Origin of the sequence: Kribbella sp. NPDC023972 (assembly GCF_040639075.1) — a bacterium.
Classification (GTDB): Bacteria; Actinomycetota; Actinomycetes; order Propionibacteriales; family Kribbellaceae; genus Kribbella.
The window spans coordinates 93,968-119,753 of record NZ_JBEZZH010000001.1 but is presented as its reverse complement, the minus strand read 5'-3'; the positions used below and the strand labels follow the sequence as shown (position 1 = coordinate 119,753).

Annotated in this window: 27 protein-coding genes and 1 riboswitch; of the genes, 20 read left to right on the top strand and 7 right to left on the bottom strand. The window is 69.1% G+C overall.

Translation table 11 applies throughout. The features are described from left to right. Positions 1-33: 33 nt before the first annotated feature. The 3 genes from AB0F43_RS00545 (at position 34) to AB0F43_RS00535 (ending at position 3,681) form a co-directional block, all read left to right on the top strand. On the top strand, positions 34-936 hold the full coding sequence (locus AB0F43_RS00545; protein ID WP_360468681.1) for a hypothetical protein: 903 nt from the start codon (positions 34-36) through the stop codon (positions 934-936). Continuing rightward, positions 936-2,534 carry a DNA polymerase Y family protein gene (locus tag AB0F43_RS00540; RefSeq protein ID WP_360468679.1) on the top strand — a complete coding sequence of 533 codons (1,599 nt, stop codon included), beginning with the start codon at positions 936-938 and terminating at the stop codon, positions 2,532-2,534. Before AB0F43_RS00545 ends, AB0F43_RS00540 begins: the two co-directional genes overlap by 1 nt. A 583-nt stretch (positions 2,535-3,117) precedes the next feature. After that, positions 3,118-3,681, top strand: a complete 564-nt coding sequence (locus AB0F43_RS00535; protein ID WP_360468677.1) for a hypothetical protein — start codon at positions 3,118-3,120, stop codon at positions 3,679-3,681. Positions 3,682-3,847: 166 nt separating this feature from the next. On the opposite strand, the gene AB0F43_RS00530 is transcribed toward AB0F43_RS00535, so the two are convergent. Then, on the bottom strand, positions 3,848-4,492 hold the full coding sequence (locus tag AB0F43_RS00530) for a VOC family protein (protein WP_360468675.1): 645 nt from the start codon (positions 4,490-4,492) through the stop codon (positions 3,848-3,850). A 265-nt stretch (positions 4,493-4,757) separates the two neighbouring features. Here AB0F43_RS00530 and AB0F43_RS00525 point away from each other — a divergent pair, with 265 nt between their 5' ends. After that, positions 4,758-5,462: a DinB family protein gene (locus AB0F43_RS00525; RefSeq protein ID WP_360468673.1), complete on the top strand. Its 705-nt coding sequence runs from the start codon at positions 4,758-4,760 to the stop codon at positions 5,460-5,462. A gap of 13 nt (positions 5,463-5,475) precedes the next feature. On the opposite strand, the gene AB0F43_RS00520 is transcribed toward AB0F43_RS00525, so the two are convergent. The 4 genes from AB0F43_RS00520 to AB0F43_RS00505 all read right to left on the bottom strand — a co-directional run bounded on the left by AB0F43_RS00520 (position 5,476) and on the right by AB0F43_RS00505 (position 8,464). Further along, positions 5,476-6,339 carry a PASTA domain-containing protein gene (locus AB0F43_RS00520; protein WP_360468671.1) on the bottom strand — a complete coding sequence of 288 codons (864 nt, stop codon included), beginning with the start codon at positions 6,337-6,339 and terminating at the stop codon, positions 5,476-5,478. Further along, positions 6,336-6,842 (bottom strand): SigE family RNA polymerase sigma factor, encoded by a 507-nt coding sequence (locus AB0F43_RS00515; RefSeq protein WP_360468670.1) that lies wholly within the window; start codon positions 6,840-6,842, stop codon positions 6,336-6,338. Before AB0F43_RS00515 ends, AB0F43_RS00520 begins: the two co-directional genes overlap by 4 nt. Positions 6,843-6,903: 61 nt before the next feature. Next, a complete protein-coding gene (locus AB0F43_RS00510) occupies positions 6,904-7,521 on the bottom strand; it encodes a GNAT family N-acetyltransferase (RefSeq protein WP_360468668.1) in 618 nt (205 codons plus the stop codon). Between the two features lie 31 nt (positions 7,522-7,552). Beyond that, on the bottom strand, positions 7,553-8,464 hold the full coding sequence (locus AB0F43_RS00505) for an alpha/beta hydrolase (protein ID WP_360468666.1): 912 nt from the start codon (positions 8,462-8,464) through the stop codon (positions 7,553-7,555). Positions 8,465-8,516: 52 nt separating this feature from the next. Between AB0F43_RS00505 and AB0F43_RS00500 the strand changes: the two genes are divergently transcribed. Continuing rightward, entirely contained in the window at positions 8,517-8,885 is a 369-nt protein-coding gene (locus AB0F43_RS00500; RefSeq protein WP_360468664.1) for a VOC family protein, read from the top strand. Between the two features lie 6 nt (positions 8,886-8,891). Here the strand turns inward: AB0F43_RS00500 and AB0F43_RS00495 are convergent, their stop codons facing one another. Together AB0F43_RS00495 and AB0F43_RS00490 are read right to left on the bottom strand one after the other, a co-directional pair. Further along, the gene (locus AB0F43_RS00495) at positions 8,892-10,073 is read right to left on the bottom strand and encodes a DUF6596 domain-containing protein (protein ID WP_360468662.1); all 1,182 of its coding nucleotides are present in this window, start codon (positions 10,071-10,073) and stop codon (positions 8,892-8,894) included. Then, on the bottom strand, positions 10,073-10,441 hold the full coding sequence (locus AB0F43_RS00490; protein WP_360468660.1) for a YciI family protein: 369 nt from the start codon (positions 10,439-10,441) through the stop codon (positions 10,073-10,075). Before AB0F43_RS00490 ends, AB0F43_RS00495 begins: the two co-directional genes overlap by 1 nt. 216 nt (positions 10,442-10,657) lie before the next feature. Between AB0F43_RS00490 and AB0F43_RS00485 the strand changes: the two genes are divergently transcribed. The 15 genes from AB0F43_RS00485 (at position 10,658) to AB0F43_RS00415 (ending at position 25,785) form a co-directional block, all read left to right on the top strand. Continuing rightward, a complete protein-coding gene (locus AB0F43_RS00485) occupies positions 10,658-11,254 on the top strand; it encodes a CDP-alcohol phosphatidyltransferase family protein (RefSeq protein WP_360468658.1) in 597 nt (198 codons plus the stop codon). Between the two features lie 3 nt (positions 11,255-11,257). Then, positions 11,258-12,094 (top strand): DUF881 domain-containing protein, encoded by an 837-nt coding sequence (locus AB0F43_RS00480; RefSeq protein WP_360468656.1) that lies wholly within the window; start codon positions 11,258-11,260, stop codon positions 12,092-12,094. Then, the gene (locus AB0F43_RS00475; RefSeq protein ID WP_132211858.1) at positions 12,091-12,423 is read left to right on the top strand and encodes a small basic family protein; all 333 of its coding nucleotides are present in this window, start codon (positions 12,091-12,093) and stop codon (positions 12,421-12,423) included. The genes AB0F43_RS00480 and AB0F43_RS00475 overlap by 4 nt, the downstream gene beginning before the upstream one ends. 1 nt (position 12,424) lies before the next feature. Continuing rightward, positions 12,425-13,273 (top strand): DUF881 domain-containing protein, encoded by an 849-nt coding sequence (locus tag AB0F43_RS00470; RefSeq protein WP_360468655.1) that lies wholly within the window; start codon positions 12,425-12,427, stop codon positions 13,271-13,273. 45 nt (positions 13,274-13,318) lie between these two features. Next, a complete protein-coding gene (gene gcvH / locus AB0F43_RS00465; RefSeq protein ID WP_360468653.1) occupies positions 13,319-13,702 on the top strand; it encodes a glycine cleavage system protein GcvH in 384 nt (127 codons plus the stop codon). Between the two features lie 189 nt (positions 13,703-13,891). Then, positions 13,892-14,416, top strand: coding sequence for an FHA domain-containing protein (locus AB0F43_RS00460; protein WP_360468651.1), 525 nt, complete (start codon positions 13,892-13,894; stop codon positions 14,414-14,416). Next, on the top strand, positions 14,403-15,086 hold the full coding sequence (locus AB0F43_RS00455; protein ID WP_360468649.1) for a MerR family transcriptional regulator: 684 nt from the start codon (positions 14,403-14,405) through the stop codon (positions 15,084-15,086). The genes AB0F43_RS00460 and AB0F43_RS00455 overlap by 14 nt, the downstream gene beginning before the upstream one ends. Positions 15,087-15,302: 216 nt before the next feature. Next, complete coding sequence (locus AB0F43_RS00450; protein WP_360468647.1) at positions 15,303-15,797, top strand: bifunctional nuclease family protein; 495 nt, start codon at positions 15,303-15,305, stop codon at positions 15,795-15,797. Positions 15,798-16,090: 293 nt separating this feature from the next. Next, on the top strand, positions 16,091-16,615 hold the full coding sequence (locus tag AB0F43_RS00445; protein ID WP_360472960.1) for a MerR family transcriptional regulator: 525 nt from the start codon (positions 16,091-16,093) through the stop codon (positions 16,613-16,615). A 49-nt stretch (positions 16,616-16,664) separates the two neighbouring features. Continuing rightward, positions 16,665-17,525: a dihydrodipicolinate synthase family protein gene (locus tag AB0F43_RS00440; protein ID WP_360468645.1), complete on the top strand. Its 861-nt coding sequence runs from the start codon at positions 16,665-16,667 to the stop codon at positions 17,523-17,525. 15 nt (positions 17,526-17,540) lie between these two features. Further along, a riboswitch (glycine riboswitch) is annotated at positions 17,541-17,630 on the top strand. 73 nt (positions 17,631-17,703) lie between these two features. Then, positions 17,704-20,550: an aminomethyl-transferring glycine dehydrogenase gene (gcvP, locus tag AB0F43_RS00435; RefSeq protein WP_360468643.1), complete on the top strand. Its 2,847-nt coding sequence runs from the start codon at positions 17,704-17,706 to the stop codon at positions 20,548-20,550. Beyond that, positions 20,547-21,848 carry a serine hydrolase domain-containing protein gene (locus AB0F43_RS00430; RefSeq protein ID WP_360468641.1) on the top strand — a complete coding sequence of 434 codons (1,302 nt, stop codon included), beginning with the start codon at positions 20,547-20,549 and terminating at the stop codon, positions 21,846-21,848. Before gcvP ends, AB0F43_RS00430 begins: the two co-directional genes overlap by 4 nt. Before the next feature lie 127 nt (positions 21,849-21,975). Further along, on the top strand, positions 21,976-23,466 hold the full coding sequence (locus tag AB0F43_RS00425; protein WP_360468640.1) for a pyridoxal-dependent decarboxylase: 1,491 nt from the start codon (positions 21,976-21,978) through the stop codon (positions 23,464-23,466). A 160-nt stretch (positions 23,467-23,626) separates the two neighbouring features. Then, positions 23,627-25,243: an IucA/IucC family protein gene (locus tag AB0F43_RS00420; protein WP_360468638.1), complete on the top strand. Its 1,617-nt coding sequence runs from the start codon at positions 23,627-23,629 to the stop codon at positions 25,241-25,243. After that, entirely contained in the window at positions 25,240-25,785 is a 546-nt protein-coding gene (locus AB0F43_RS00415) for a GNAT family N-acetyltransferase (RefSeq protein WP_360468636.1), read from the top strand. The genes AB0F43_RS00420 and AB0F43_RS00415 overlap by 4 nt, the downstream gene beginning before the upstream one ends. The last annotated feature ends 1 nt before the right edge of the window (position 25,786 follow it).

The window sequence follows — 25,786 nt, the reverse complement described above, 5'->3', positions numbered from 1 at the left end:
GACATGTTCGAACAGGTGTTCGAACATGGATTCATGACGGGGACTTCTGCGGTAGATCGAGCGCGACCACCGGTCACGGCGCTGGACCAGGCGCGGATGCTGCTCGCCCGGGCCAAGGCCCAGAAGGCTGCCCAGGTCCAGGAGCTGGACGAGACCGCCGAGCCGGTGAGGTTACGGCAGGTGGTGCCGGCGCCGCGGACTACCGAGACGCGAGTGCAGCAGGCGTTGGACACGGCGAGTGTGGATCGGGTGCTGCCCACCCTGCCGGCGATCTCCGAGTTGCTGGCCGGGCCAGGTCTGCGCGGCGGTTCGGCGTACTCCGTCCGCGGTTCGTCCGCCCTGGTGATGGCGATGATGGCCGGCCCGTCCGCGGAGGGCGCGTGGTGTGGGGTGGTCGGGTTGCCGACGTTCGGGGCGGAGGCGGCGCGAGGGCTCGGTGTGGATCTCGACCGCCTGGTTCTGGTGCCGGATCCGGAGCACGACTGGCTCAACGTCGTCGCCGCACTGGTCGACGCTCTGACCGTGGTGGTCGTCCGTCCGCCGGGTGAGGTGACACCAGGGGAGGCGTCCCGGCTCGCCGCGCGCCTGCGGACCCGAGGTGCGGTGTTGATCGCGGTCGGCTCCTGGCCGGGGAGCGAGGCGCGGCTGGAGGTGGAGAGCAATACCTGGACCGGCTTGGGATCCGGCGAGGGACTGCTGGCCGCGCGACAGGCGACGGTCGTGATGACTGGCAGGCGAGCCGCCGTACGCCAACGGAAGCACCAGCTCTGGCTCCCTGGGCCGGACGGCGCCATCCGGTCGGTCGAGTCGGCCGATCCACTCCGCTCGGCCGATCCACGTCGTTCGGTTGATCCACGTCGTTCGGTGGATTCGCGTCGCTCGGTCGATCCGCTGGGCGAGGAGGCTCCGCGCTGGCAGGACGAGGCGGTGGGCTGATGAGTGGTCGTGGACCGACTCGCACGATGGTGATCTGGGTGCCGGACTGGCCGGTGACGGCGGCCGCGGTGGCGGCCGGGCGATCACCGGACGAGCCCATCGCCGTACTGGAGAAGGGCAGGGTGCTCGCCACCTCCGCCGCGGCCCGGGCTGAAGGAGTGCGTCGTGGTCTGCGCGCCCGGGACGCGCAGTCACGCTGCCCGGAGCTCGTCGTACTGAAGTACGACCCGGTGATCGACGCCCGCTCGTTCGACCCGGTGATCGGCTGCCTGGAGGCGCTCGTCCCCGGCATCCAGGTGATCCGCCCCGGCATGTGCGCGTTGAAGGCGCGCGGCCCGACCCGGTTCTACGGCAGCGAGTCCGCGGCGGCGGAGAAACTGCTCGACCGGCTCGAGACGTTCGACGTACCGGGGAGCCGGGTGGGGATCGCCGACGGCCCGTTCGCCGCCGAGCAGGCGGCGAGGTCGAGCTCGGCTGCGACGCGGATCCTGGTGGTCCCGCCGGGGGAGTCGGCGGAGTTCCTGGCGCCGTTCAGTGTCGACACGCTCGAGCAACCGACGCTCACCGACCTGCTCCGCCGGCTGGGGCTGCGGTCGCTCGGTGCGTTCGCGGGCTTGTCTCCTACCGAGGTGCTGACCCGATTCGGCCCCGACGGCGCTTTCGCCCACCGGCTCGCCTGCGGGTCCGACGATCGTCCGGTGGTCGGCCGCGAGGTCCCGCCGGAGCTCATCCGCGTCCTCGACTTCGAGCCGGCGGTGGACCGCGTCGACCAGGTCGCCTTCGCGGTCCGTTCAGTCGCCGACGACCTGATCGCCCGGTTGACCGAGCTCGGCCTGGTCTGTACGACGCTGCGAGTCGAGGCCGGCACCGAGTCCGGCCGGATCCACGAGCGGGAGTGGTTGCATCCGCGCTGGTTCACCGCGGCAGACGTGGTGGATCGGGTCCGCTGGCAGTTGCAGGGAAGCGGTACGGCGACGACCGAGCTGACGTCACCCGTCGTACGGCTCCGTCTCATTCCGGAACAGGTCGACCCGGTTGGCGCCCATGTCGACGGATTGTGGGGAGGCGGTCCGGACGAGCGGATCCACCGGGCGCTGTCGCGGGTCCAGAGCATGCTCGGCCATGGTGCCGTCGCGTCGGTGGTGATCGGTGGCGGTCGCGGATTCGCCGAGCGACAGACCCTGGTCCCGTGGGGTGACCGCCCGGTGCCGGCCCATCCCGCGGATCAGCCGTGGCCGGGCTCGATCACTTCCACCGACCCAAACCGCTGGCCCACCCTCGCGCCCACCACCATCTTCCCCACCCCACTTCCCGCCCAGGTCCTCGCCGAGGACGGCACCGAGGTCTCGGTCAGCGCCCGCGGCGCCCTCTCCGGCACCCCCACCGCTTTCCGCCTCGACCCTGGCCCACAAGTTGCCGACAGCAACAAGCTTCACCCGATCACCGCCTGGGCCGGCCCTTGGCTCGTCGACGAACGCTGGTGGGACCCGCGCGCCGAGTCCCGCCGCGCCCGCTTCCAATTCACCACCGCCGACACCCGAGCCTGGCTCTTCACCCTCCACCAAACAACCTGGCAAGCCGAAGCCACCTACGACTAACGGGGGACAGTGGACCTGTCGTGGGTGCTAACTGCTGCTGTAGCGCCGGCAACCACCCGCGGCGACGCTGCTGTTGGGCGAGTTGGTCGCCGCGTCGATGGACGACGGCAACCACTCGCCACGACTACTGCTGTACTGCCGGGCAACCACCCGCCGCGCGCCTCGACCCGTGCCCAACGCACAGTCCGACCACCACCTACGCCGAAGCCGCCTGCCCGCCACCAACCGCCTGCGCTGAAGCCACCGCCCGCCACCGCCGCCTGCCACCAGCCGGCCACCGCCTGCCCCGAAGCCACCGCCGGCCACCGCCGCCTGCGCCGAAGCCGCACGCCAGTGCCACCTGCGCCGAAGTTCCCTGCCCGCCGCCTGTGCCGAAGCCACCTGCCCGGCACCGCCGCCTGCCCGCCGCCGAGTCATGATGACCAGCAACCGGGCAAGCAAGAGCTAGCAGGTTCGGCCATGTCGCGCCCAGGTCGATCGGGCATGGCGGTGAGGGGCCGGGCAAGTGCAGGCCTAAGTTCATCCGCTCTGTTGACTGCACCACTTGGCCATCTCGTGGTTGGCGGCCCGTAAGGTTCGGCGGGTGGACGGCGGCACACCGAGGACCTGGACCCTGCACCACTACTACGAGCACGAATGCGGGCCATTCAGGAACCTCTCGGATCTGCCGGTGGAGGAGGCCGAGGCGGTCCAACGCAGGCTCAAGGAGCGGGGTGACGTCTTCGCCAGCCGCCGGACCGACGATTACCTGACCATCCGGAGACAGCTGGAAAGCCGGGCGCGGGAGCTGTTCATTCGCAAGGGCGGTGAGCCTGTCAGAGCCCGCCCGCACTACATGACGCTCGGCGCCTGCGAATGGATCGTGGAGTGGTACCGCGACGGCCGCGAACTGACGCTTGGTATCGACGAGCTCGACACGCAAGTGATCAGCTTCACCTACGGCGATCTGTTTCCGACGATGCGGTACGGCGACGGGAAACCGTACCGGGGCCAGGTCTACACGAAGGACGAGATCTTCCGGCTGATCGACGACCACGGTCTGCCGCAGGCGTGGAATCCGGACGGAAGCCGAGCTCCCGAGCGGTACATCGAGGCTCAGATATGGGACGACGCTCCGCTGGCCCGATTCCTCCACACCCGCCCATAGCAGCCCAGACCGGCAGCCGTGCGGCTTCACGGCTCGGGGGCGCTTAGCCACCGCCGAGTTAGTGCAGAGAAGCGAGGTCCAGCGGCACTGTGGGCATCCATACGCCCCCAGGTGCGTCCCGCGAGCTCGTGTCAATGCATGATCGCGAAGACCTGGATGCGACTGGTCACTCCGGGAGTGGCTGGCCGGTCCGTTCGGCGACCATGTAGGTCGCGTACCACTCGGGCCAGTTCTCGTCGTACTGGCCGCCATTGCGCTTCTCGTGCTCGCCGTGGGCGGCCGCGGCACGCTGCAAGGCCTGTCGAAGATCGTCCACCGAGCTGTACGACGTCTCAGCGGGGTCGACGCGGCCGGGCAGGCGGGTCGTGACCTCCTGCAGCAGCCAGCCGTTGCCGTCCGGGTCGCTGAACGTCGCGAACGAACCGTAGCTGGAGCGTTCGTCCGCCGGCCCGCCGATGCGACCGCTCTGGTCGGCCTGGAACTGGGCGCCCGGTGTCGCCGGATGGAACGCCTCACTGACCTCGACCCCGCGAGCGGCGAGCTCGCTGCGCGCGGCCTCGATGTCGGACACGATCAGGTACAGCCCCTGGGCCGAGCCCGGCGCCGCCGAGGTGATGTTCGTGCCGAACTGCACCGACGATGGTGAGCCCGGCGGCGTGAACTGAACCACCCGGAACCCGTTGTCGAACGCGAAGTCCGCGTCGAGCCGCCAGGCCAGCTTCTCGTAGAACGCTTTCGCCCGGTCGACGTCCGCGACCGGAATCACCACAGCCTCGAGCTTGAAATCACGCTTCACATCGCCAGTACTCATTGCCGCCTCCTGTGTCGTGTCCGAATTACCACCCACAACACCGGCACTCCCGTCACCATTCCAACCGGTGACGTACAATTTCAGGCAGGAGTCTACTGACCAGCGCGTCGAAATCTCGTCGCCACCTGTCGGCCGCGAGTACCTGAGTGTCGGTGGTGGGGGTGAGAATGGCGCGGTGAATGACGTAGCGCAGTTTGGGCCGCATCGGTGGTCGGCGGGGTATCACGACGACGGGGCGAATGACCGGTTTCGTGGGGCGACATTCATGGTGAACGATCTGCGGGGTGCGCGGTTCGTCGACTGTGACCTGACTCGGGCAAAGATCGTCGACGGATGTTTGGTCGACCTCGACATCTCGGGGTATGTCAGCAACCTGGTCGTCAACGGGATCGACGTCACCGGGTACGTCGAAGCCGAGCTCGACCGCCGCCATCCCGAGCGGGTGCAACTGCGGAACATCCAGGACGCCGACGGCTTCCGGGCGATGTGGACCACCATCGAACGGCTGTGGTCCGAGCTGACCGCCCGCGCCGAGCGGCTGCCGGAACCCGTCCGGCACGAACGAGTCGACGACGAGTGGTCGTACGTCGAGACAATGCGCCACCTCATCTTCATCACCGACTCCTGGGTGAGGCGCACGATCCTCGACCAGGAGCGTCCGTTCCACCCGCTGGCCCTGCCGCAGACCGCTTACGATCCGGCCGATGCCGCTGCGCTAGGCATGGACCTCGACGCGAAACCGTCGTACGCCGAGGTCCTCGAAGCTCGCGCGGACCGGGTCGCGGTGGTGCGCCGGGTGCTGGACGGCCTGACCGACGCGGACCTCGGCCGCCCGTGCCTGCGATCGCCCGCCCCCGGCTACCCCGAGGGAGAACGCCCAGTGGCCGAATGCCTGGCCGTGCTCATGGAGGAGGAATGCGAACACCACCGCTTCGCCACCCGCGACCTCACCCTATTGGAGTCCCGGTGACCGCGAGGCGAGATCAGCGAGCGCCGACAGTGAGGGTGACTGTTGATCCAGGCGGAAGCATGGTGCCTGCGGCGGGGGAGATGGCCAGGAGCTCGCCGGGGGTGTAGCCGGGGGATTTGATGGTTCGGATCTTGGGGACCAGCCCGAGTTTGCGGAGGGCGGCGGCGTACCTCTCACCTGAGGTTCCGTCGCGCGGGCTCCACATCCACTGGAACGGCGGTACGCCGACGCGGTCCGGGACGATCGAGATGCGTTCGAGCATGCGGTCGACCTCGTCGGCGTTGGTGGACGACTCGGCCCGGAACGACACGTCGAGGGACGGGAGGAACACCATGCCACGGCACAGGTCGGCCTCTCCGGGGCCGCCCGGGACACATTTCGTCCGCTGACGTTCGGCGCGGACACCGTCGACCTCGATCGTCTCATCGGACCGGAAGTCCTGGGACGGCTTACCTTGCGCCATGTACAGACTCTCGACTCCGCGCGGACGATCGATCAAGCAGAGGTCAACGGCGCCAACGTCGATGAGAACCGTGTCCATTGTCGGTGTGAAGCAGTGTTGCTGGTTGGTGCCCCAGTCCTTGGGTACGGAGACGGCGACGTGCCCGATGCCTACTAGGCGCAGGTCGGTGGGTACGCCCGGACTGGTGGAAGCGATGGGCGGTGCAGCGTCCTCCGGGGCCGGGCGCGTATTCACGAGCAGGGCGGTTCCGCCGGTCGCGGCCAGGACGGCGAAGGCTGCGGATGCGCACAGCGCCACGGTGCGGCGGCGACGTCGGCGGCCGGCGCCGGCGTACATCGCGTCGATCGGTGGTGGTCCGGGGGTGGTGTGGTCGGCGGCCCGTTCGAGGAGGTCGGTCAGTTTGGATTCGATCATCGGGTTCCCCGCAGTTCGGCCAGGTTCGGGTCCTGGGCCAGGGCTTTCACGGCTCTGGAGAGACGGCTCTTGACGGTGCCGGTGGCGACGTCGAGGACGGTTGCCATCTGTTGTTCGCTCAGGTGCGCGTAGTACCGCAGTACCACCGCGGTGCGCTGGTCGCTGGGTAGTCGGTCGAGGGCACGCATGACGGCGTCGGTGTCGTCGATGCCGGCGGTGTGGTCGATGTCCGTGTGCTCGGGCAGGGTCTCCGTCGGTTTCTCGCCTGTCCAGCGTCGGCGACGTCCCGAGACGAAGGTGTTGATCAGAATCCGGTGAACGTAGGCATCCCGGTCGTCGGCCGCCTGGACCTTGCGCCACTTCAGCAGGCACCGTTCGAGCGCAGTCTGGACGAGGTCCTCAGCCTCGGCGGGTGAGCAACCCAGGAGCACCGCGGAGCGCACCAGGCTGGGCCAGCGCGCTGCGACGTACTCGCTGAAGTCCTCGTCCCTGCCCACGCCCACCTGCTCTCCCCGGTAGCCCTCACCGTATAGACAGGCTGGCCCCAGGCGGAGGTTCCGCAGGCTAGAAGTCGATGCGCATGACAGTTCGGCGGACGGTGGGCCGGGTGACCTCTTTGAAGCCGGCCTCTTCGAACGCTTGGTGCGGTCCGACGTGGAGTTCGCCCCAGGTGATCTGTTTGCCGGGCTGGGTGACCATCGGATACGCCTCGAGGGCGCGGGCACCCCGGGAACAGGCGTGATCGATGGTGGCGCGGGCGAGCAGATAGGTCAGGCCGCGGCCGCGGAAGCCTTTGCGGACGACCATGCAGGTGACCGCCCAGACGCCCTCGTCGTCCTTGTCCTCGGTCCGGCCGGTCCACGGGATACGCGAGGTGCAGAGCTTCGGGTACGCCGTCCGCGGCTCGACCGCGACCCAGCCGGAAGGTGTGCCGTCGACGTACCCGACCAAGCCGCTGGTGGTCGTCGCGGAAGGGTCGCCGCACGCGGTCTGGTCCTGCAGCATCGCGGTGCGTTCGTCCTGGGTCGAGTCGCGCCAGATCCAGCCGCGGATCTTGAACCGCTGGCACTGGCAATGCCCCGCGTCGGCCGTACCGAAGACCGCCTGGAGGTCCGCCCACGACGCCTCGTTCGCGGGTACGACGGTCAGCTGCTCCGCCTCGATCGGCGTCATCGCACTCATGAGCGGAAGGCTAACCCGCGTTCCGGACGCTCTACTTCCGGAACAACACGCGCTCGAGCTGATCCGCGAAGTCCGCCGGGAACTCGTGGCCCACACCCGGCAACCACTCCACCGCGACTCCGAGGCCGCGCAACTGCTCACCAGCCTCCTCGACAACGTCACGCAGGTTGTCGTCCGTCCCCATCAACACCACCGCAGGCTCCAGTGCACCGACAGCCTCGGCGGGCAGCTGGCGGATTGCCGGAGCCAGTACGACGACGCCGTCGGCACGCCGCGGTTGAGCCCTCAGAGCCCAGTCGAGTGCGACCCGACCGCCTGCGGAGAAGCCTGCTGCGACGAGAGGCAGGGAATGCAGTTCGAACCGCAGGTGGGCGAGCCCTTGAGCGATGTCGTCCCGAGAGCGCGATGGGTCCGGCCAGGTGCGGTACATGGGAGACATCAGCTGCGACGACTCCACGCACACGAGCGCGTAGCCGAGCGACGTCACACTCGCCCAGTCGCGCGCCGCATGAGTCGCCCGCTGACCGGCACCGTGCAAAGCAACCACCACTCCGCGCACCTCACCGCTCGGCAGCCGAACAACCGGCTCAGCACTCGCCGGGCGTGACGACAGGTCTGCATCGCGGTGCGTGCGGGACAGCTTGAGGAGGTCTGCGAAGCCTGGAAGATCCTGCAGGGTGGCCAAGTCGTCGTCTCCGGTGAGGAGGGACTCGTCCCACCAGGAGCCGGTGCTGGCGGCGGACTGGAGTGCGGCGAGGGCAGCTTCCGGTCGGCCGAGTACGGCGAGCAGACAGGCACGCAGGTGGGTCAGCTCAGCCACCCAGGGGAGGAGGGTGTCGTCGGCATCGTCGAGTACGGCGAGCGCCTGCTCGTGGGCACCCTGCTCGTACAGAGACGCGACGCGATCGGTCAAAGCGTCGTACGACGCCTCAGGAGTTTGCACTGGTCGATTCTGACGGATCGGCGGATAGTTTGATCGCATGCACAGGAGCCGGGTGTCTACTTTTCTGATCGACGTACGACGGGACGAGGCGGACCGGGCGGCTGAGTTCTGGGCGAGCGCGCTCGGTGTGAAGACGTCCACGCCGCCCGGAGAGCCACAGTTCACCGTGCTCGAGGACGCGGTGCCTGGCTACGTCACGGCGGTGCAAGCGGTCGACGACGAGCCGCGGTACCACCTGGACATCGAGACCGATGACGTCGCCGCCGAGGTCGCACGGCTCGTCGGACTCGGTGCGGTCGAGGTGTCGAGCTGGCAGGGCTGCCACACCCTCCGCGCCCCAGGCGGCCACCTCCTCTGCGTGATCCCGGTCCATAGCGAGCCGGAGTACTTCGTCCAGCACTCCACCGAGTGGGCGAGCTGAACGAGCTCAGAGGGCGTTGGCGCGGGATCGTAGGTAGCGCTGCTCTGGAACGCTGGCGGTGAGGCGGGCCGCCTGGTCGTAGGCGGCACGGGCGGCGGAGAGGTCGCCGGACAGTTCCAGTAGGTGGGCGCGTACGGCGGCCAGTCGGTGGTGGTCCTTCAACGCCGGGTCGACGTCGTCGAGGAGTGCGAGTCCGCGGGCCGGGCCGTGGACCATGGCGACGGCGACGATGCGGTTGAGGGTCACCATCGGGCCGGGCGCGGTCGACTCCAGCAGTTCGTACAACATCAGGATCTGCCGCCAGTCGGTGTCCTCGGCCCGGCGCGCCTGATCGTGGACGGCGGCGATGGCGGCCTGCAACTGATAGGGCCCGACCGGTGCCGTGCGCAACGTCGACTCGATCAGCTCGGTGCCCTCGGCAATCGCCTCGGCGTCCCACCGCGACCGGTCCTGCTCCGGCAACGGCACCAGCGCGCCGTCGGCCGTCGTACGGGCCGGCCGCCGCGCGTCCGTCAGCAGCATCAAGGCCAGCAGCCCGGCGACCTCACCCTCGGCCGGCAACTGCTCCCGGAGCTGTCGGGTCAGCCGGATCGCCTCCGCGCTCAGCTCGACCCGGTGCAGCGACGAACCGGACGACGCGGTGTACCCCTCGTTGAAGATGAGATAGAGCACATGCAGTACGGCGGCCAGTCGCTCAGGTTGCTCGGAAGCGGGTGGCAGGGCGAACCGGGCACCGTGCAGCTTCGCCTTGGCCCGGCTGATCCGCTGCCCGATCGTTGCCTCTGGCACCAGAAAGGCCCGCGCGATCTCGCTCGTGGTCAGCCCGCCGACCGCCCGCAGCGTCAGCGCGACCTGCGACTGCGGCGTCAGCGCCGGATGACAGCAGAGCATCAGCAGGGTCAGCGAGTCATCGACCGACGGCGCCGGCTCCGGGACAACGTCGGCAGCCACCGCCGCCTCCCGCCGCGCCCGCGCAACGTCGCTTCGCAGCACTTCGATCCGCCGCCGCGACGCGACTGTGATCAGCCAGCTCCGCGGATTGTCCGGTACGCCGTCCACCGGCCACTGCTGTGACGCCGCCAGCAGAGCCTCCTGTACGGCGTCCTCGCACGCGTCGAAGTCGCCGTACCGGCGGACCAGCGGGGCGAGCACCTGGGGAGCGAGCTCGCGCAGCAGCTCCTCGATCATCACATCAGCGCACCGAGGTCCCGGACCGGGCGGATCTCGACGATGCTGAACGGCGCCTCCGGGATCTGCGGCACGATCTCGATCGCACGCTCCATGCTGTCGCAGTCGAGCAGGTAGAACCCGGCCAGTTGCTCCTTCACCTCGGCGAACGGCCCGTCCGTCGTCATCACCTGGCCGCCCTGGATCCGCACCTGCTTGGTGCGCTCGGGGTCGTCGAGCGACTCCGACGCGACCAGCTCCCCACTGGCGGCCAGTGCCTCGTGCAAGCCGGCATAGCCGGCCATCCCCTCGCGTTTCTGCTCGTCACTCAGCGAGTCCCACACCTTCCGGGACTCCGGATTGCCGTAGATCAGGACCAGGAACTTCACCTGCACTCCTCCCGTTCAGATCAGGGTAAGACGGCTTCAGCATCACCCTTGGATATCGATCGGGTCACCGGTTCGCAGCGGGCGTAGCGGGATCCGAGCGGGGGCGTTCAGGTATCAGGGGAAGGCCGGGGCTTCCCGGGAGTGGCCGGGCGTAAACCTGTCGGCGTGCCCAAGTAGAGTTACGACGGGAATCAGGGTGAGAGAGGGAGGGGTCGCGTGCCGGACTTGGAAGTGTCCGACCGGGTACTGACGATCCCGAACGCGCTCAGCTTCCTCCGGTTGCTGGGGGTGCCACTGTTCCTGTGGCTGATTCTCGGTCCGGAGGAGGACGGCTGGGCCATCCTGGTCCTGGCCGTGTCCGGCTTCACCGACTGGGCCGACGGCCAGATCGCCCGGCGGATGAACCAGACCACCCGGCTCGGCCAGATGCTCGACCCGGTCGCGGACCGGCTCTACATCTTCGCCACCGTGCTCGGCCTGGCGCTGCGCGACATCATCCCGTGGTGGCTGGCGATCGCGCTGCCGTTGCGCGACCTGCTGCTGACCTTCACCCTGCCCGCCCTGCACCGCCGCGGCTTCAACGCGCTGCCGGTGCACTTCCTCGGCAAGTCCGCCACGTTCTGCCTGCTGTACGCGTTCCCGCTGCTTCTGCTCGGTGACGGCGACAGCACCCTCAACCTGCTCGCGCGGGTGTTCGGCTGGGCGTTCGCGATCTGGGGCACCGGGCTGTACTACTGGGCCGGCGCGCTGTACTTCGCCCAGTTGCGCCACCTGGTCCAGACGGTGAAGCCGATCAACGACCCGGCCGGGTAGACCGTGACTCAGCAGGCCCCACCCAAGCCGCGGCGTGTCGACGCCTCCATGTCGCTGCTGAACAACCTGATGGCCCACCCGCTCGACGAGGGGTACGCCGTCGCCGCCCGGACCCGACCGAAACAGGACGGCAAACCGGCCCGGACCCGGCACCGCGTCATGCTCGTCGCGGCCACTGTGGTGCTCGGCTTCCTGCTCGCCGTCGCGGCCTCACAGAACTACCGAGCCGCGCCCGAGGCGGAGAAGCAGCGCAAGGAGCTGATCACCCGCATCAACCAGGCCGAGACCCGGCTGGACGGGATGCGCACCCAGCAGACCCAGTTGGCCGACGAGGTACGGCGATTGCAGGCCAGCGGACTGAGCAACACCAGTTCGGGTGCCGCCTTGCAGCAGCAGCTGGACGCGCTGGAGCTGCAGACCGGTGCGATCGCCGTCACCGGCCCGGGGATCAAGGCCGTGGTCGACGACGCGAAGGACGCGGACAAGGAAGGCCGCCTGCTGGACGTCGACCTGCAGCAGCTGGTCAACGGCCTGTGGACGGCCGGCGCGGAGGCGATCTCGGTGAACGGTCACCGGCTCACCTCGATGACCGCGATCCGTGGCGCCGGCAGTGCGATCACGGTCGACTACAGCTCGCTGACGCCGCCGTACACGGTGCTCGCGATCGGGGACACCGCGACCTTGCCGGCCCGGTTCGCCCAGAGCTCGGGCGGTCAGTGGGTGCAGTACCTGGTCAGCAACTTCGATGTCCGGATGACGATCACGACGGAGGAATCCTTGCTGGTGCCCGCCGATGCGACCATCGCGTTGCGCTACGCGAAGGTGAGTGGACCGAGATGATCGCCGTACTCGGACTGGTGATCGGGGTCGTGATCGGCTTGCTGGTCGCGCCCGACGTACCGGAGTGGGCTCAGCCGTACCTGCCGATCGCGGTGGTGGCGGCGCTCGACGCGGTGTTCGGCGCGCTGCGTGCGTTCCTGGACGGGATCTTCGACGACAAGGTGTTCGTCGTCTCGTTCATCTCCAACGTGCTGATCGCCGCGCTGATCGTCTACCTGGGCGACCAGCTCGGCGTCGGCTCCCAGCTGTCCACGGGCGTGGTCGTCGTCCTGGGCATCCGCATCTTCACCAACATGGCCGCGATCCGCCGGCACGTCTTCAGGGCCTGACATGAGCGACGACAAACCAGACCCCACCCCGGACCCCAAGCCCGGTACGACGCCCGCGGCCGAGGCGCCACATCCGGACGAGCCGACGCCGATGCCGGCGCCGAAGCAACCGCGGACGCCGAACCTGGCGTTGCGGCGGCTGAAGGCAGGCTTCAAGCCGTCCCGCGGTCAGGCGATCGTGGCCGTGGTGCTTGCGCTGGTCGCGTGTATGGCGGTCGTCCAGGTCCGGGTGAACCGGGCCGACGACGGCTACCAGAACGCCCGCCGCGAGGACCTGATCGCCATCCTGGACGGCCTGGGCCAGAACACCCGCCGGCTGGAGAGCGAGATCACCGAGCTGGAGGAGCGGAAGAACTCGCTGTCGTCCAGCGCGGACAAGGCGCAGACCGCCCGCGAGCAGGCCGAGGCGCAGATCCGGGTGCTCGGCATCCTGGCCGGCACCCTGCCCGCGCAGGGCCCGGGGGTGCGGATCACGCTGAACGACCCCGAGAGCAAGATGAGCTCGAGCAACCTGCTGGACGCGATCGAGGAACTGCGCGACGCCGGTGCCGAGGCGATCCAGATCAACGGCTCGGTCCGGGTGGTCGCCAGTACCGATTTCGTCGACGACGCGCCGGGGATCCGGATCGACGGCCAGAAGGTCAACTCGCCGTACGTGATCGAAGCCATCGGGGAGTCGCACAACCTGTCCGAGGCGGCCAACTTCCCGGGCGGTCTGGTCAGTGAGGTGACCGGCCCGCAGGTGGGCGGAACGGCCGAGGTGAACGAGCTGCCGCTGGTCCAGATCACCGCCTTGCACGTGCCCGAGGAGCATCGTTACGCTCGCCCGGCGCCCAGCCCGACCAAGTAAGCCAGCCCGACCAAGTAGCGGTGCCTTGAGCGAAAGAGGACGAAGGTGTACCCCGAAGACCTGAAGTACACGCCCGAGCACGAGTGGGTGAAGGCCGGCGGCGACGGACCGGTGCGGGTCGGCATCACCGACTTCGCGCAGGACGCGCTCGGCGACATCGTGTACGTGCAGCTGCCCGAGGTCGGCAGCAAAGTGCGGGCCGGCGACGCCTGCGGCGAGCTGGAGTCGACCAAGAGCGTGAGCGACCTGTTCGCGCCGGTCAACGGCACCGTGACCGCGGTGAACGAGTCCCTGGCCGACCAGCCGGACCTGGTCAACACCGACCCGTACGGCGAGGGCTGGCTGCTCGACATCGAGGTCGAGGACGCCGAGGAGGTCGATGCGTTGATGGACGCCGAGACGTACCAGGGCCAGCTCGACCAGAGCTGAGCCGAGCAGGCCGGAACCGGCCGGGTACGCAGCGTGCGGACCGGGCGGAGCCGGCCTGGAACGAACTGATAGGTTGGCCGGACCTCAACCGCTGGTAGAGGGTTGAGGTTCGCGTTTCCGAGTCCACACTTGTCATACGGGGTCTATTGAAAACGTCGCCGGACCGCCGGCGATCGGGAGGATCACAGCATGCCGTTCTGCAACCAGTGCGGGCACGAGAACTCCGAGGGCAGCCGGTTCTGCTCGCAGTGCGGAGCGATGCTCCCTGGCGCGGACCGCACGACGGCAACCCCGGCGACGCCCGGTGTCACCGACACCGCGATGCTCACCCCGATCGGTGCCGAGCCGGAGCCCGCCGGCACCGGTGAGCCGCTGTCGGCGGCCGACGAGGCAGCGGTCGGCGCCCTGCCGGCCGGGTCCGCCCTGCTGATCGTCCAGCGCGGGCCGAACGCGGGCAGCCGGTTCCTGCTCGACGTCGACGTGGTGACCGCCGGCCGGCACCCGGACAGCGACATCTTCCTCGACGACGTGACCGTGTCGCGCCGGCACGCGGAGTTCCGCCGGGACGCGTACGGCGTCAAGGTCCGCGACGTGGGCAGCCTGAACGGCACCTACGTGAACCGTGACCGGATCGACGAGGTCCAGCTCAACAATGGGGACGAGGTCCAGATCGGCAAGTACCGGCTGGTGTACTACGCCAGTGGCCAAGCCTGAGCCGTCCGCGGAAGGTCGCGGCATCGGTGCGGTGCTGCAGCTGCTGCAGGCCGAGTTCGCCGACGTCACCATCTCCAAGATCCGCTTCCTCGAGGCCGAGGGGCTGGTGACGCCGGCCCGCACCGCATCGGGCTACCGCAAGTTCAGCGCCGCGGACGTGGAGCGGTTGCGTTATGTGCTGACCGCGCAACGTGACCAGTACCTGCCGCTGCGGGTCATCAAGGAGCACCTGGCCGCGATGGATCGCGGCCTGCAGCCGTCGGCGAGCGGCCCGCCGGTCGCGCCGAGTTCGGTCCCGGAGACCCCCGGTCTGCCGTCCGCCGAGGACTTCGGTGCCTACGGCACCGAGCTCAAGCTGACCCGGGAGGAGCTGCGGGCCGCTGCGGACATCCCGGCCGACCTGCTCGACCAGTTGGAGAACCACGGACTGGTGGTGGCCCGCGGCAACCACTACGACGGGGACGCGATCCTGGTCGCCAAGCTGGCCGGCGAGTTCGCGCGGTACGGCATCGAGCCGCGCCACCTGCGCCTGTTCCGTACTGCGGCCGACCGCGAGGCAGGCCTGATCGAGCAGGTCACCGGCCCCCGCCGTACCGAGAAGACCGAGGAACTCGCCGCCCTGGCCGTCCGCCTGCACGCCGCCCTGGTCCGCTCCCGTCTGCCTCGTTGACCCACCCGCAAACCCCCAATCCGCAGGGATAACCCCTCGGGTCGGGGGTTGCCCCCTCGGATTCTTAGTGGGCAACCACCGAGTTGAGGGGATGACCCCTTGGATCGGGGGTGTGCCCTCGGAATCTTGGGGGGACGTCCGAGTTGAGGGGATGCCCACCGAGTTGGGCGCACCCGTGGGACTGCTCGCGGCTGGGCGTCGGAGTAGGCTGAAGGTGTGCGCGAAGTCGACGTGGTCGGAGTCCGGGTTGAGATGCCCTCGAGTCAGCCGATCGTGCTGCTCCGGGAGGTCGGGGGCGAGCGGTACCTGCCGATCTGGATCGGTGCGGCCGAGGCGAGTGCGATCGCTTTCGCCCAGCAGGGGATGGAGCCGCCCAGGCCGCTGACGCACGACCTCTTCGCCGAGACCATCCGGGTGCTCGGGCACACCCTCAGCCAGGTCCGGATCGTGAACCTGACCGACGGCGTGTTCGAGGCGATCCTGGTGTTCGACGACAAGACCGAGATCTCGGCACGCCCGTCGGACTCGATCGCACTGGCGCTGCGCACCGGCACCCCGGTGTTCTGCACCGAGGAGATCCTGGCCGAGGCCGGTATCCCGGTTCCGGACAGTGAGGCGGCCGGCACCGACGAGGTGGAGGAGGAAGAGGAGGTCGAGCGGTTCCGCGAGTTCCTCGACCAGGTGACGCCCGAGGACTTCGACAAGAGCTGACCACTGGACCGCTCGGTCGAGGCAGATTTGAACGGTCTGGTACAAGGCACGGCAGGTAACGATTGAGGTCAGGGTCGCGACACGCTCTCGGACCAGGGCTGTGATCGTTGACCCTCCCTGATCGGCGGCTTACCTTGAAGGAGTTGTGGGGTGTTGTCACTCCACGGATGTGACCCGTTCCAGTCGGTACCCAGGGAGGCTCAGGCGTGACACGCACCGGCGACACGGATCTGACGGCGCAGTCGACGTCCGAAGCACACGCCGAGGCGGCCGCTACCGCCGGCGTCCAGGGTCTGCTCTTCGACGACGACCTGCGGCCGATGCCGGAGGATGTCGGGTTCCGCGGACCGACGGCGTGCGCCGCGGCCGGGATCACCTACCGTCAGCTCGACTACTGGGCCCGCACCGGCCTGGTCGCGCCGTCGGTGCGCCCGGCGACCGGTTCGGGCACGCAACGGTTGTACGGTTTCCGTGACGTACTGTTGCTGAAGGTGATCAAGCGGCTGCTCGACGCCGGGATCTCACTGCAACAGATCCGGACCGCGATCGCCCATCTGAGCAAGCGCGGGATCGACGACCTGACCCAGATCACCCTGATGAGCGACGGCGCCTCGGTCTACATGTGCACCTCGCCGGACGAGGTGATCGACCTGCTGGCCGGCGGCCAGGGCGTGTTCGGTATCGCGCTCGGCGGCGTCTGGCGCGAGGTCGAGGGCTCGCTGTCCGAGCTGCCCACCGAGCGTGCCGACGGTCACGACGACGACCACCACGCCAACGACGAGCTCGCCGCCCGCCGTCGCGCTCGCATGACCGGCTGACTCCTTCCAGAACACCGTGCGCCCACTCACCGCCGAAACACTGCGCGGTGTGTGGGCGACTTTGTTGCTGCCGCTCAACGCCGACGACTCCATCGACTACCGCCGGCTGGAGGCCCAGGCGGCCACGCTGGCCGTCACCGAACTGGACGGCCTGTACGCCCACGGCACGGCGGGGGAGTTCCAGACCCTGACCGAGGACGAGTTCGACCGGATCAACGAGGTGCTGGCGGCCACCGGCAAGCAGTTCCAGATCGGCGCGAGTCATCCGTCCGCCCAACTGCAGTTGGACCGGGTACGACGAGCAGCCGCACTCGACCCGGGTGCGATCCAGGTGATCGTCCCGGACTGGCTCCCGCTGAGTGAACAAGAGGTCCTGGACTTTCTCCGGCGTACGGCAGACGCGGCCGGTGACGTCCCGCTCGTGCTCTACAACCCACCGCATGCGAAGACCACCGTCGGTCCTCACCTGTTGAGCTCCCTGGCCGCCGCGGTGCCGAGCTTGATCGGACTCAAGGCCGCCGGTGGCGGTAAGGCATGGTTCGACGAGGCAACGAAATCCCGGTTGTCGATCTTCGTGCCCGGTCACTTCCTCGCCAGCATGTCGCTACTCGGCGCACACGGCAGCTACTCCAACGTCGCGGCGCTGTCGCCCAACGGCGCGGTTTCGCACGCTCACGATCTGGACGTCGAGCGCCGGATCGGTGAGTTCTTCGCCCAGCACGTCGTACCGCTGCAGAAGGCCGGGCTGTCCAACCCGGCGCTGGACAAGTTCCTGGCCGCGGTCGGTGGCTGGGCCGACGTCGGCACCCGGGTTCGCTGGCCGATGACGTCGGCCACCGCCGAGCAGGTCGCGGCGGCGAGGCCGGTCGCGCGGCGGCTGCTGCCCGAACTGTTCGGGGATTCCTGGTAGCCTCGGACACGCCGTACACAGCATTCGGGAGAGACCCGTTGACCCGGGCGCCGAAGGGGCAATTCCTCCCCGGAACCTCTCAGGCCACAGGACCGAGTGCCACAGGCGACTCTGGAGCGCGCACCGGGCGTGACAGAGGGGGAGGCCACCGGCAGCATTGTCAGCAACGGAGCCTCTAGTGAATGACACCCCACAGGTCTCGGCCGCCTTCGCCGACCGCCACATCGGACCGCGCCCGGACGAGGTCGCGCGGATGGTCCAGCTGCTCGGGTACGACGACGTCGACGCGCTGGTGGACGCCGCTGTCCCCGCGTCGATCCGGTCCGCCGAGGCGCTCCGGCTGCCCGACCCGGCCTCCGAGGTCGACGCGCTGCACGAGCTGCGCCAGCTGGCCGCCCGGAACAACGTGGCCACCTCGATGATCGGCCAGGGGTACTACGGCACCTTCACCCCGTCCGTCATCGTCCGCCGTCTGGTCGAGAACCCGGCCTGGTACACGGCCTACACGCCGTACCAGCCGGAGATCTCCCAGGGCCGGCTCCAGGCGCTGCTGAACTTCCAGACCGTCGTGTCGGACCTGACCGGTCTGCCGACCGCGAACGCGTCGCTGCTCGACGAGGGCACCGCGGCCGCCGAGGCGATGACGCTGGCGCACCGGTCGAACAAGAAGAGCAAGTCAGACCGCTTCCTGGTCGACGCCGACTGCTTCGCGCAGACCATCGCGGTCGTCCAGACCAGGGCCGAGGCACTCGGGATCGAGGTCGTGGTCGCCGACACCACCGACGGCCTGCCCGAGGGTGACTTCTTCGGCTTCCTGGTGCAGTACCCGGGCTCCGGCGGTGTGGTTCGCGATCTCAAGCCGCTGATCGCCGCCGCGCACGAGCGCGACACCCTGGTCGCGGTCGCGTCGGACCTGCTCGCCCTGACGTTGCTCGAGGCACCGGGTGAGGCCGGCGCCGACATCGTGATCGGGTCGTCCCAGCGCTTCGGCGTACCGCTGTTCTACGGCGGTCCGCACGCCGGCTTCATGTCCGTCCGCACCGGTCTCGAGCGGTCGTTGCCGGGTCGCCTGGTCGGCGTCTCGATCGACGCCAACGGCTCCCCGGCGTACCGGCTCGCGCTGCAGACCCGTGAGCAGCACATCCGCCGGGACAAGGCGACCTCGAACATCTGTACGGCGCAGGTCCTGCTGGCCGTGGTCGCGTCGATGTACGCGGTCTACCACGGGCCGGACGGCCTGAAGGCGATCGCCGAACGCGTCCACGACTACGCCGGCAAGCTGGCCGCCTCGCTGCGGGCCGGCGGTGTCGAGGTGGTCCACGACAACTTCTTCGACACCGTGCTCGCCCGCGTCCCCGGCCGTGCCGCGGACGTGGTCGACGCCGCCCGCCAGAACGGGATCTGGCTCCGCCTCGTCGACGCCGACCACGTCGGCATCTCCTGCGACGAGAAGACCGACGCACACGCTCTCCGCTCGGTCTGCGACGCCTTCGACCTCAAGTACGACGGCGGGCTCGAGACGGCCGCGCTGCCCGAGGCGGTACGGCGTACGTCGGACTACCTGACCCACCCGGTGTTCAACACGCACCGGTCCGAGACGGCGATGCTGCGGTACCTGCGCAAGCTGTCCGACTACGACTACGCGCTGGACCGCGGCATGATCCCGCTCGGCTCGTGCACGATGAAGCTGAACGCGACCACCGAGATGGAGCCGGTCACCTGGCCGGAGTTCGCCGACCTGCACCCGTTCGCACCGATCGAGGACGCGGCCGGCTACGTGAAGCTGATCGGTCAGCTGGAGCGCTGGCTGGCCGAGGTGACCGGCTACGCGAAGGTGTCGATCCAGCCGAACGCGGGCTCGCAGGGTGAGCTGGCCGGCCTGCTCGCGATCCGCGGCTACCACCGGGCCAACGGCGACGAGGACCGCAACGTCTGCCTGATCCCGGCCAGCGCGCACGGCACCAACGCGGCCTCCGCGGTGATGGCGGGCATGAAGGTGGTCGTTGTCAAGGGCAACGACGACGGCACGATCGACCTGGACGACCTGCGGGTGAAGGCGTCCGAGCACGCGGCGAAGCTGGCCGCGATCATGATCACCTACCCGTCCACGCACGGCGTGTACGAGGAGAGCGTCACCGAGGTCTGCCAGATCGTCCACGACCACGGCGGTCAGGTGTACGTCGACGGCGCGAACCTGAACGCCCTGCTCGGCCTCGCGAAACCCGGTGAGTTCGGCGGCGACGTCAGCCACCTGAACCTGCACAAGACGTTCTGCATCCCGCACGGCGGCGGTGGTCCGGGTGTCGGTCCGGTGGCCGTGGCCGCTCACCTGGCGCCGTACCTGCCGAACCATCCGCTGCTGGACCAGGCCGGGCCGGAGTCCGGTGTCGGCCCGATCAGCGCGGCGCCGTTCGGGTCCGCCGGTGTGCTGGCGATCTCGTGGGCGTACATCCGGATGATGGGTGCCGAGGGGCTGACCGCCGCCACCAAGGCCGCGGTCCTCACGGCCAACTACGTGGCCAAGCGGCTCGAGGGTGTCTTCCCGGTCCTGTACACGGGCGAGAACGGCCTGGTCGCGCACGAGTGCATCCTCGACCTGCGGCCGATGACGAAGGAGACCGGCATCACGGTCGACGATGTCGCGAAGCGGCTGATCGACTACGGCTTCCACGCGCCGACGATGTCGTTCCCGGTGGCCGGCACGCTGATGGTCGAGCCCACCGAGTCCGAGGACCTGGGTGAGCTGGACCGGTTCTGCGACGCGATGATCGCGATCCGGCACGAGATCGACCGGGTCGCGGCGGGAGAGTGGCCGGCCGCGGACAACCCGCTGGTGAACGCGCCGCACACCGCCGAGTCGGTGATCAACGACAAGTGGGAGCACGCCTACACTCGCGAGGAGGCGGCGTTCCCGCGCTCGGTCGACCGCACGTCGAAGTACTGGCCGCCGGTCCGCCGGATCGACGGCGCGTACGGCGACCGCAACCTCATCTGCTCCTGCCCAGCCCCGGAGGCCTTTGAGTGACTTCTGTACGTCCTGACACCGCCGCTTCTCTGTACGCCGAGATCGCGACGGCGCAGAGCGAATGGAAGTTGCCGTCGGTCAACGCCGGAGTGGTCCGAGACGGTTCGCTGGTGTGGACCGGGTCGCGCGGGCGGTTCGCCACAGCCGACGGCGGTGCGCCCGGTCCGGACGTGCAGTACCGGATCGGGTCGATCACGAAGACGCTGACGGCGATCCTGGTGCTGCAGTGCCGGGACGACGGGCTGCTCGCGCTGAACGATGCCGTGGGCAAGCATCTGCCCGGGATCGCGTTCGGGGACAGGACGATCCGGCATCTGCTCGCCCACAGCGGTGGTATGAACGCCGAGCCGGAAGGCCCTTGGTGGGAACGCAATCCGGGGGTCTCGTTCGAGCAGTTGACCGCGGCGATGGACGAGTCGCAGGCGGCCGGCCCGGCCGACCGCCGGCACCACTACTCGAACCTCGGCTACGCGTTGCTCGGCGAGATCGCCGCCCGGTTGCGTGGCGCGTCCTGGCTCGACCTGGTCCAGGAGCGCATCCTCGACCCGTTGGAGATGCGGCGTACGACGTACTTCCCGGCGAACCCGTCGGCGCAGGGGTACTCGGTGCACCCGTTCAGCGGTCAGCTGATGGAGGAGCCGGCGTACGACGCCGGTGCGATGGCGCCGGCCGGGCAGCTGTGGAGCACGATCGAGGACCTGGCGAAGTACGCGATGTTCTGGATCGACCCGGTGTATGAGGTGCTGAGCCGGGACACGGTCGAGGAGATGGCGGCGGTGTCGGCCGCCGATCCACGCGAAGGCCTGACCGCGTCGTACGGCCTCGGCCTGCGGTTGATCGCCGACGATCCGTACCTCCTGATCGGCCACACCGGCTCGATGCCCGGCTTCCTGGCCGGCCTGTTCGTCGACCGGGTCCGCCGGATCGGCGCGGTGACCTTGGGCAACGCGACGTACGGCCGGGTCGCGTCGTTGCCGCCGGACTTGCTGCGCACTCTGGTCACCCACGAACCGATCCTCGCGCAGGAGTGGGTGCCCGAGCCGGCGCTCGACCAGGGCGAAGAGCTGCTGGGCCACTGGTATTGGGGAAACTCGCCACTGGCGATGACTGTCTCGGGCGGCATCCTGCAGCTGTCCGGCGCGCTGACCTCGAGGTTCTCGCCGATCGGTCCGGATCTTTACGAGGGCCGCGACGGCTATTTTGCCGGGGAGAAGTTACGAGTGGTGCGGGAGGGGCGGGAGGTCAGCCACGTGAACCTCGCCACATTCGTGCTGACTCGGAGCCCGTACGGGCGTTGATTCCCTTGCTGGGGTGAGGTTTCAGCTGCTGGACCGCCACGCAGCGGAGTTGACACGATACTGATCGACCCGACTAAGTTAGGTCTGCCTTACTAAGGTTTACCTAACAACTCCTCGGGAGATCTGGATGCCGCAACCCGCGCGTCTGACTGCGCTGCCCGCCCCGGTGCGCAGCCCGTTCACTTCGTGGCCGCTGGCCTCGACCGTCGCCGATCCAGGCCGTGGGCCGTTGCCGGCCGGCACGCCTGCCGACGTACTGCGGCGGACCGCCGCCGTGCTGGGGGAACCGCGCATCCCCTCGACCGGCGTCGGGGAGTCGGCCGCCCTCGATCTGATCGCGGGGCTGCTGGCGGACAGCGGTATCGATCTGAGCCACCCGCACGCCGCGGCCCACCTGCAGCCGCCGGTGCTGCAGGTCGCGGTCGACGCGGACGCGCTGGCCTCGGCGAGCAACGCGTCGATGGACACCTACGACTCCGGTCCGGCGACGCTGGCGATCGAGCAGTGGGTGGTCAAGGCGCTGGCCGGCCTGGCCGGTTTCGGTCCGGACGCGGACGGCGTACTCACCCCGGGTGGTTCGATCTCCAACCTGCTCGCCGTACTGATCGCCCGCGACAGCGCGGCCGCCGCTGTCGGTGTCGACGTACGGCGTCATGGCCTGCAAGGACTCGATCACCCGGTGGTGTTCTGTTCCGAGTTGGCCCACTTCTCGGTCCAGCGAGCCTGCGCCGCCCTCGGGCTCGGGGAGGAGGCCGCGGTCACGATCGCCGCCGACGAGAACTTCCGGATGCGGACCGACGTGCTGGCCGACGAACTCGCCAAACCGGGCCGCACCCCGGTCGCGGTGGTCGCGACGGCCGGTACGACGGACTACGGCTCGGTCGACCCGATCGCGCCGATCGCGGAGCTGGCCCGGGAGTACGGCGCCTGGGTGCACGTGGACGCGGCGTACGGATTCGGGGCCTTGTTCTCCGACCAGCTCGCGCCGCTGCTGGCCGACCTGTCCCAGGCGGACTCGGTGACGCTGGATCTGCACAAGATCGGCTGGCAGCCGGCCGCGACCAGCGTGCTGCTGGTGGCGGACAGGAACCGGTTCGCCTCCTTCGGCCGCTCGGTCGACTACCTGAACCCGGCCGACGACATCGACTCCGGTCTGGACGGGTTGCTCGGCCGGAGCCTGCAGACCACCCGCCGTCCGGACGCGGTCAAAGTCGCCACCACGTTGACGGCATACGGACGGGCCGGACTGGGCAAGATGCTCGACACCTGCCACGAGCTCGCGCACGCCGCCGCGGCCAGAGTCGTTGCCGATAGCAACCTCGAGTTGCTGGCGCCGGTGACCCTGACCACGGTGTTGTTCCGGGTCGCCGGGCAGGGGCTGGAGGGTTCCTCGGTGGACGCCCTCCAGGGTGAGGTCCGGCGCCGGTTGCTGACGTCCGGGCGGGTACTGATCGGCCGGACCAAGCTGCCGGCCCGCGGCGGCCGCCCGGCGGCGGTCGCGTTGAAGCTGACGCTGCTGAACCCGAACGCCACCGCGTCGGACATCGAGGACCTGCTCGATCAGGTCGTGGCCACCGGCCTCGACGTCCGGGCGGCGACTGGCGAAGGAGCGGCGTGACAGTACTTTTGGCCGGGCCTTCGGCGCCGGCGGGTCATGGGGCCCTTGCCTCCCGCCCTTCCCTCGTCACTCCGGTCGCTGCGCTCCCTGCGCTCCTCAGTCCAGGGCGGGAGGGCCCCATGACCGTCGCTCCGCTCCTCAGTCCAGGCCGGGAGGCCCCATGACCTCGGCAGCAGTTACTGCCCACTTGAATGCGATCCTGCGGTGCTACACGCGGGAGACACCGATCCCGGTCGCGGTCGGTCCGCTGGCGTTCGACGTGGGCGACTCGACCGTGACGGTCCGGGTCGAGCATGCGTCGCGGACCGGCCTGCACCAGTTCACCGACGTACTGGTGGACGGCGTGCCGCCGGCGCCGGAGGACCTGGTCCGGTTGCTGTCGGCCGGTGCCGATCCGGCCGAGGTCGAGGATCTCGCGGCCCGGACCGCGGAGTCGGTCCGCAACGTCGAACTGTTCGTCGAGGCTGACGGCGAGCGTGGTCCGGGGCGCTTCCTGGAGATGGAGCAGGCGCTGCTGTTCGGGCATCTGAACCATCCGGCGCCGAAGAGCCGGGACGGACTGAGCGGTGACGAGCTGGCGGCGTACTCACCGGAGCTCGGCGGCCGCTTCGCGGTGCACTGGTTCGAAGCCGACGCCGAACTGGTGTCGTCGGACCAGGTGGCCGGCGCGCCCGCCCTGCAGGGACTGGACGCTCTGCAGTTGATGGGCGCGCTGGCCGGTATCACTCCGTCGGCCGGCCGGGTGCTGATCCCGGCGCACCCGTGGCAGGCCGCGGCCGTGCTGCAGCGCCCGCGGGTGGCGAAGCTCATTGAAGAAGGCCGCGTGAAATCGCTAGGCCCGCAGGGCGCTCAGTGGTACCCGACGTCGAGCCTGCGGACCGTGTACCACCCGGACCTGCCGGTGATGCTGAAGCTGTCACTGGGCTTGCGCATCACGAACTCACGCCGAGAGTCGACACCGACCGAACTGCGCCGCGGTCTGGAGATCAACAGGTTGCTGGACGCGGCGTACAACGCTGGTACGGCGACCGCACACCCGCGGTTCACCATCGTCCGCGATCCCGCGTGGGTGGCCCTCGACGAGGGTGGTCCGACGCTGACCGGTCTGGACGTCGCCGTACGGGAGGTGCCGGCTGACGTCAACAGCTACGCGTGCCTGGCCGGTCTGGTCGCACCACGGCCCGGTCGGGTCAGCCGGTTGAGTGAGTACGCCGCTGAGGACCCGGCCGACTGGGTGGCGACGTACATCGACAACGTGCTGATCCCGATGCTGCAGCTGTACGCCGAGACGGGCATCGGGCTGGAGGCGCACCAGCAGAACACATTGGTGCGGTTGGACGGTGTGGATCGGATCAAGGGTGGCGCCTATCGCGACAACCAGGGGTACTACCTGGCTTCGTCGTACCTGCCTGGGCTGTTGGCCGTGACCGGGCTGCGGGACTCCACGCTGGCTGTGGTCGATGATCCGATTGTCGACGATCGACTGACCTATTACCTGCTGCACAACCAGGCGCTGGCCGTCGTGGGGTGTCTGGCTTATGACGGGGTCGCGGATGAAGACTCGCTACTTGGTGTCGTGCGTGACCGGCTGACCCTGGCCCTGCCGTTGCTGAAGGCTGCTGGGCCGGATGGTGATCGGCTTGCGCGGCGCTGGCTGGAGGCAGAGACCCTGCCGTGCAAGGCGAACATGCTGACCCGACTGCGCGGCATCGATGAGGTGGTCGCGCCGCTGGACGCTCAGTCGGTGTACCTCGAGATTCCGAACCCGCTGCGATGAGGTGCGACCTCAACCCGATGCTCCACCTGGACAACGGCTTCGACCTGCGACCCGCCGGTCCCGAGGATGCAGCCAAGATCGCGTACTGGATGGCGCAGCCGCACATCCAGCGGTGGTGGCAGCAGGACTGGCCGGAGGAGCGCTGGGCGCAGGATCTGAGCAGTCAAGCAGCGGGCGAGCACTCGATCCCCTGTGTGGCAGCGGTCGACTCGGAGGACTTCGGGTACGTCGAGCTCTACCGGGTGAGGCACGACCGACTGGCCGAGTACTACCCGAGTGACGAGCACGACTGGGGAGTCCACGTCGCCATCGGCGAGGTCACGCGGATCGGTCGAGGGCTGGGACGCCGGCTGCTACGGGCCCTCGCCGACGCGCTCCTCGGAACCGACCCGGACTGCCGTCGGGTCGTGGCCGAGCCCGACATCGACAACACCCAGTCCGTCCGCGCGTTCGCCGCGGCCGGCTTCGTCAGCCAAGGGGAGCTACAGCTTCCCGAGAAGACAGCACTACTGATGGTCCGCACCCGGACCGTGGAGGCATGAA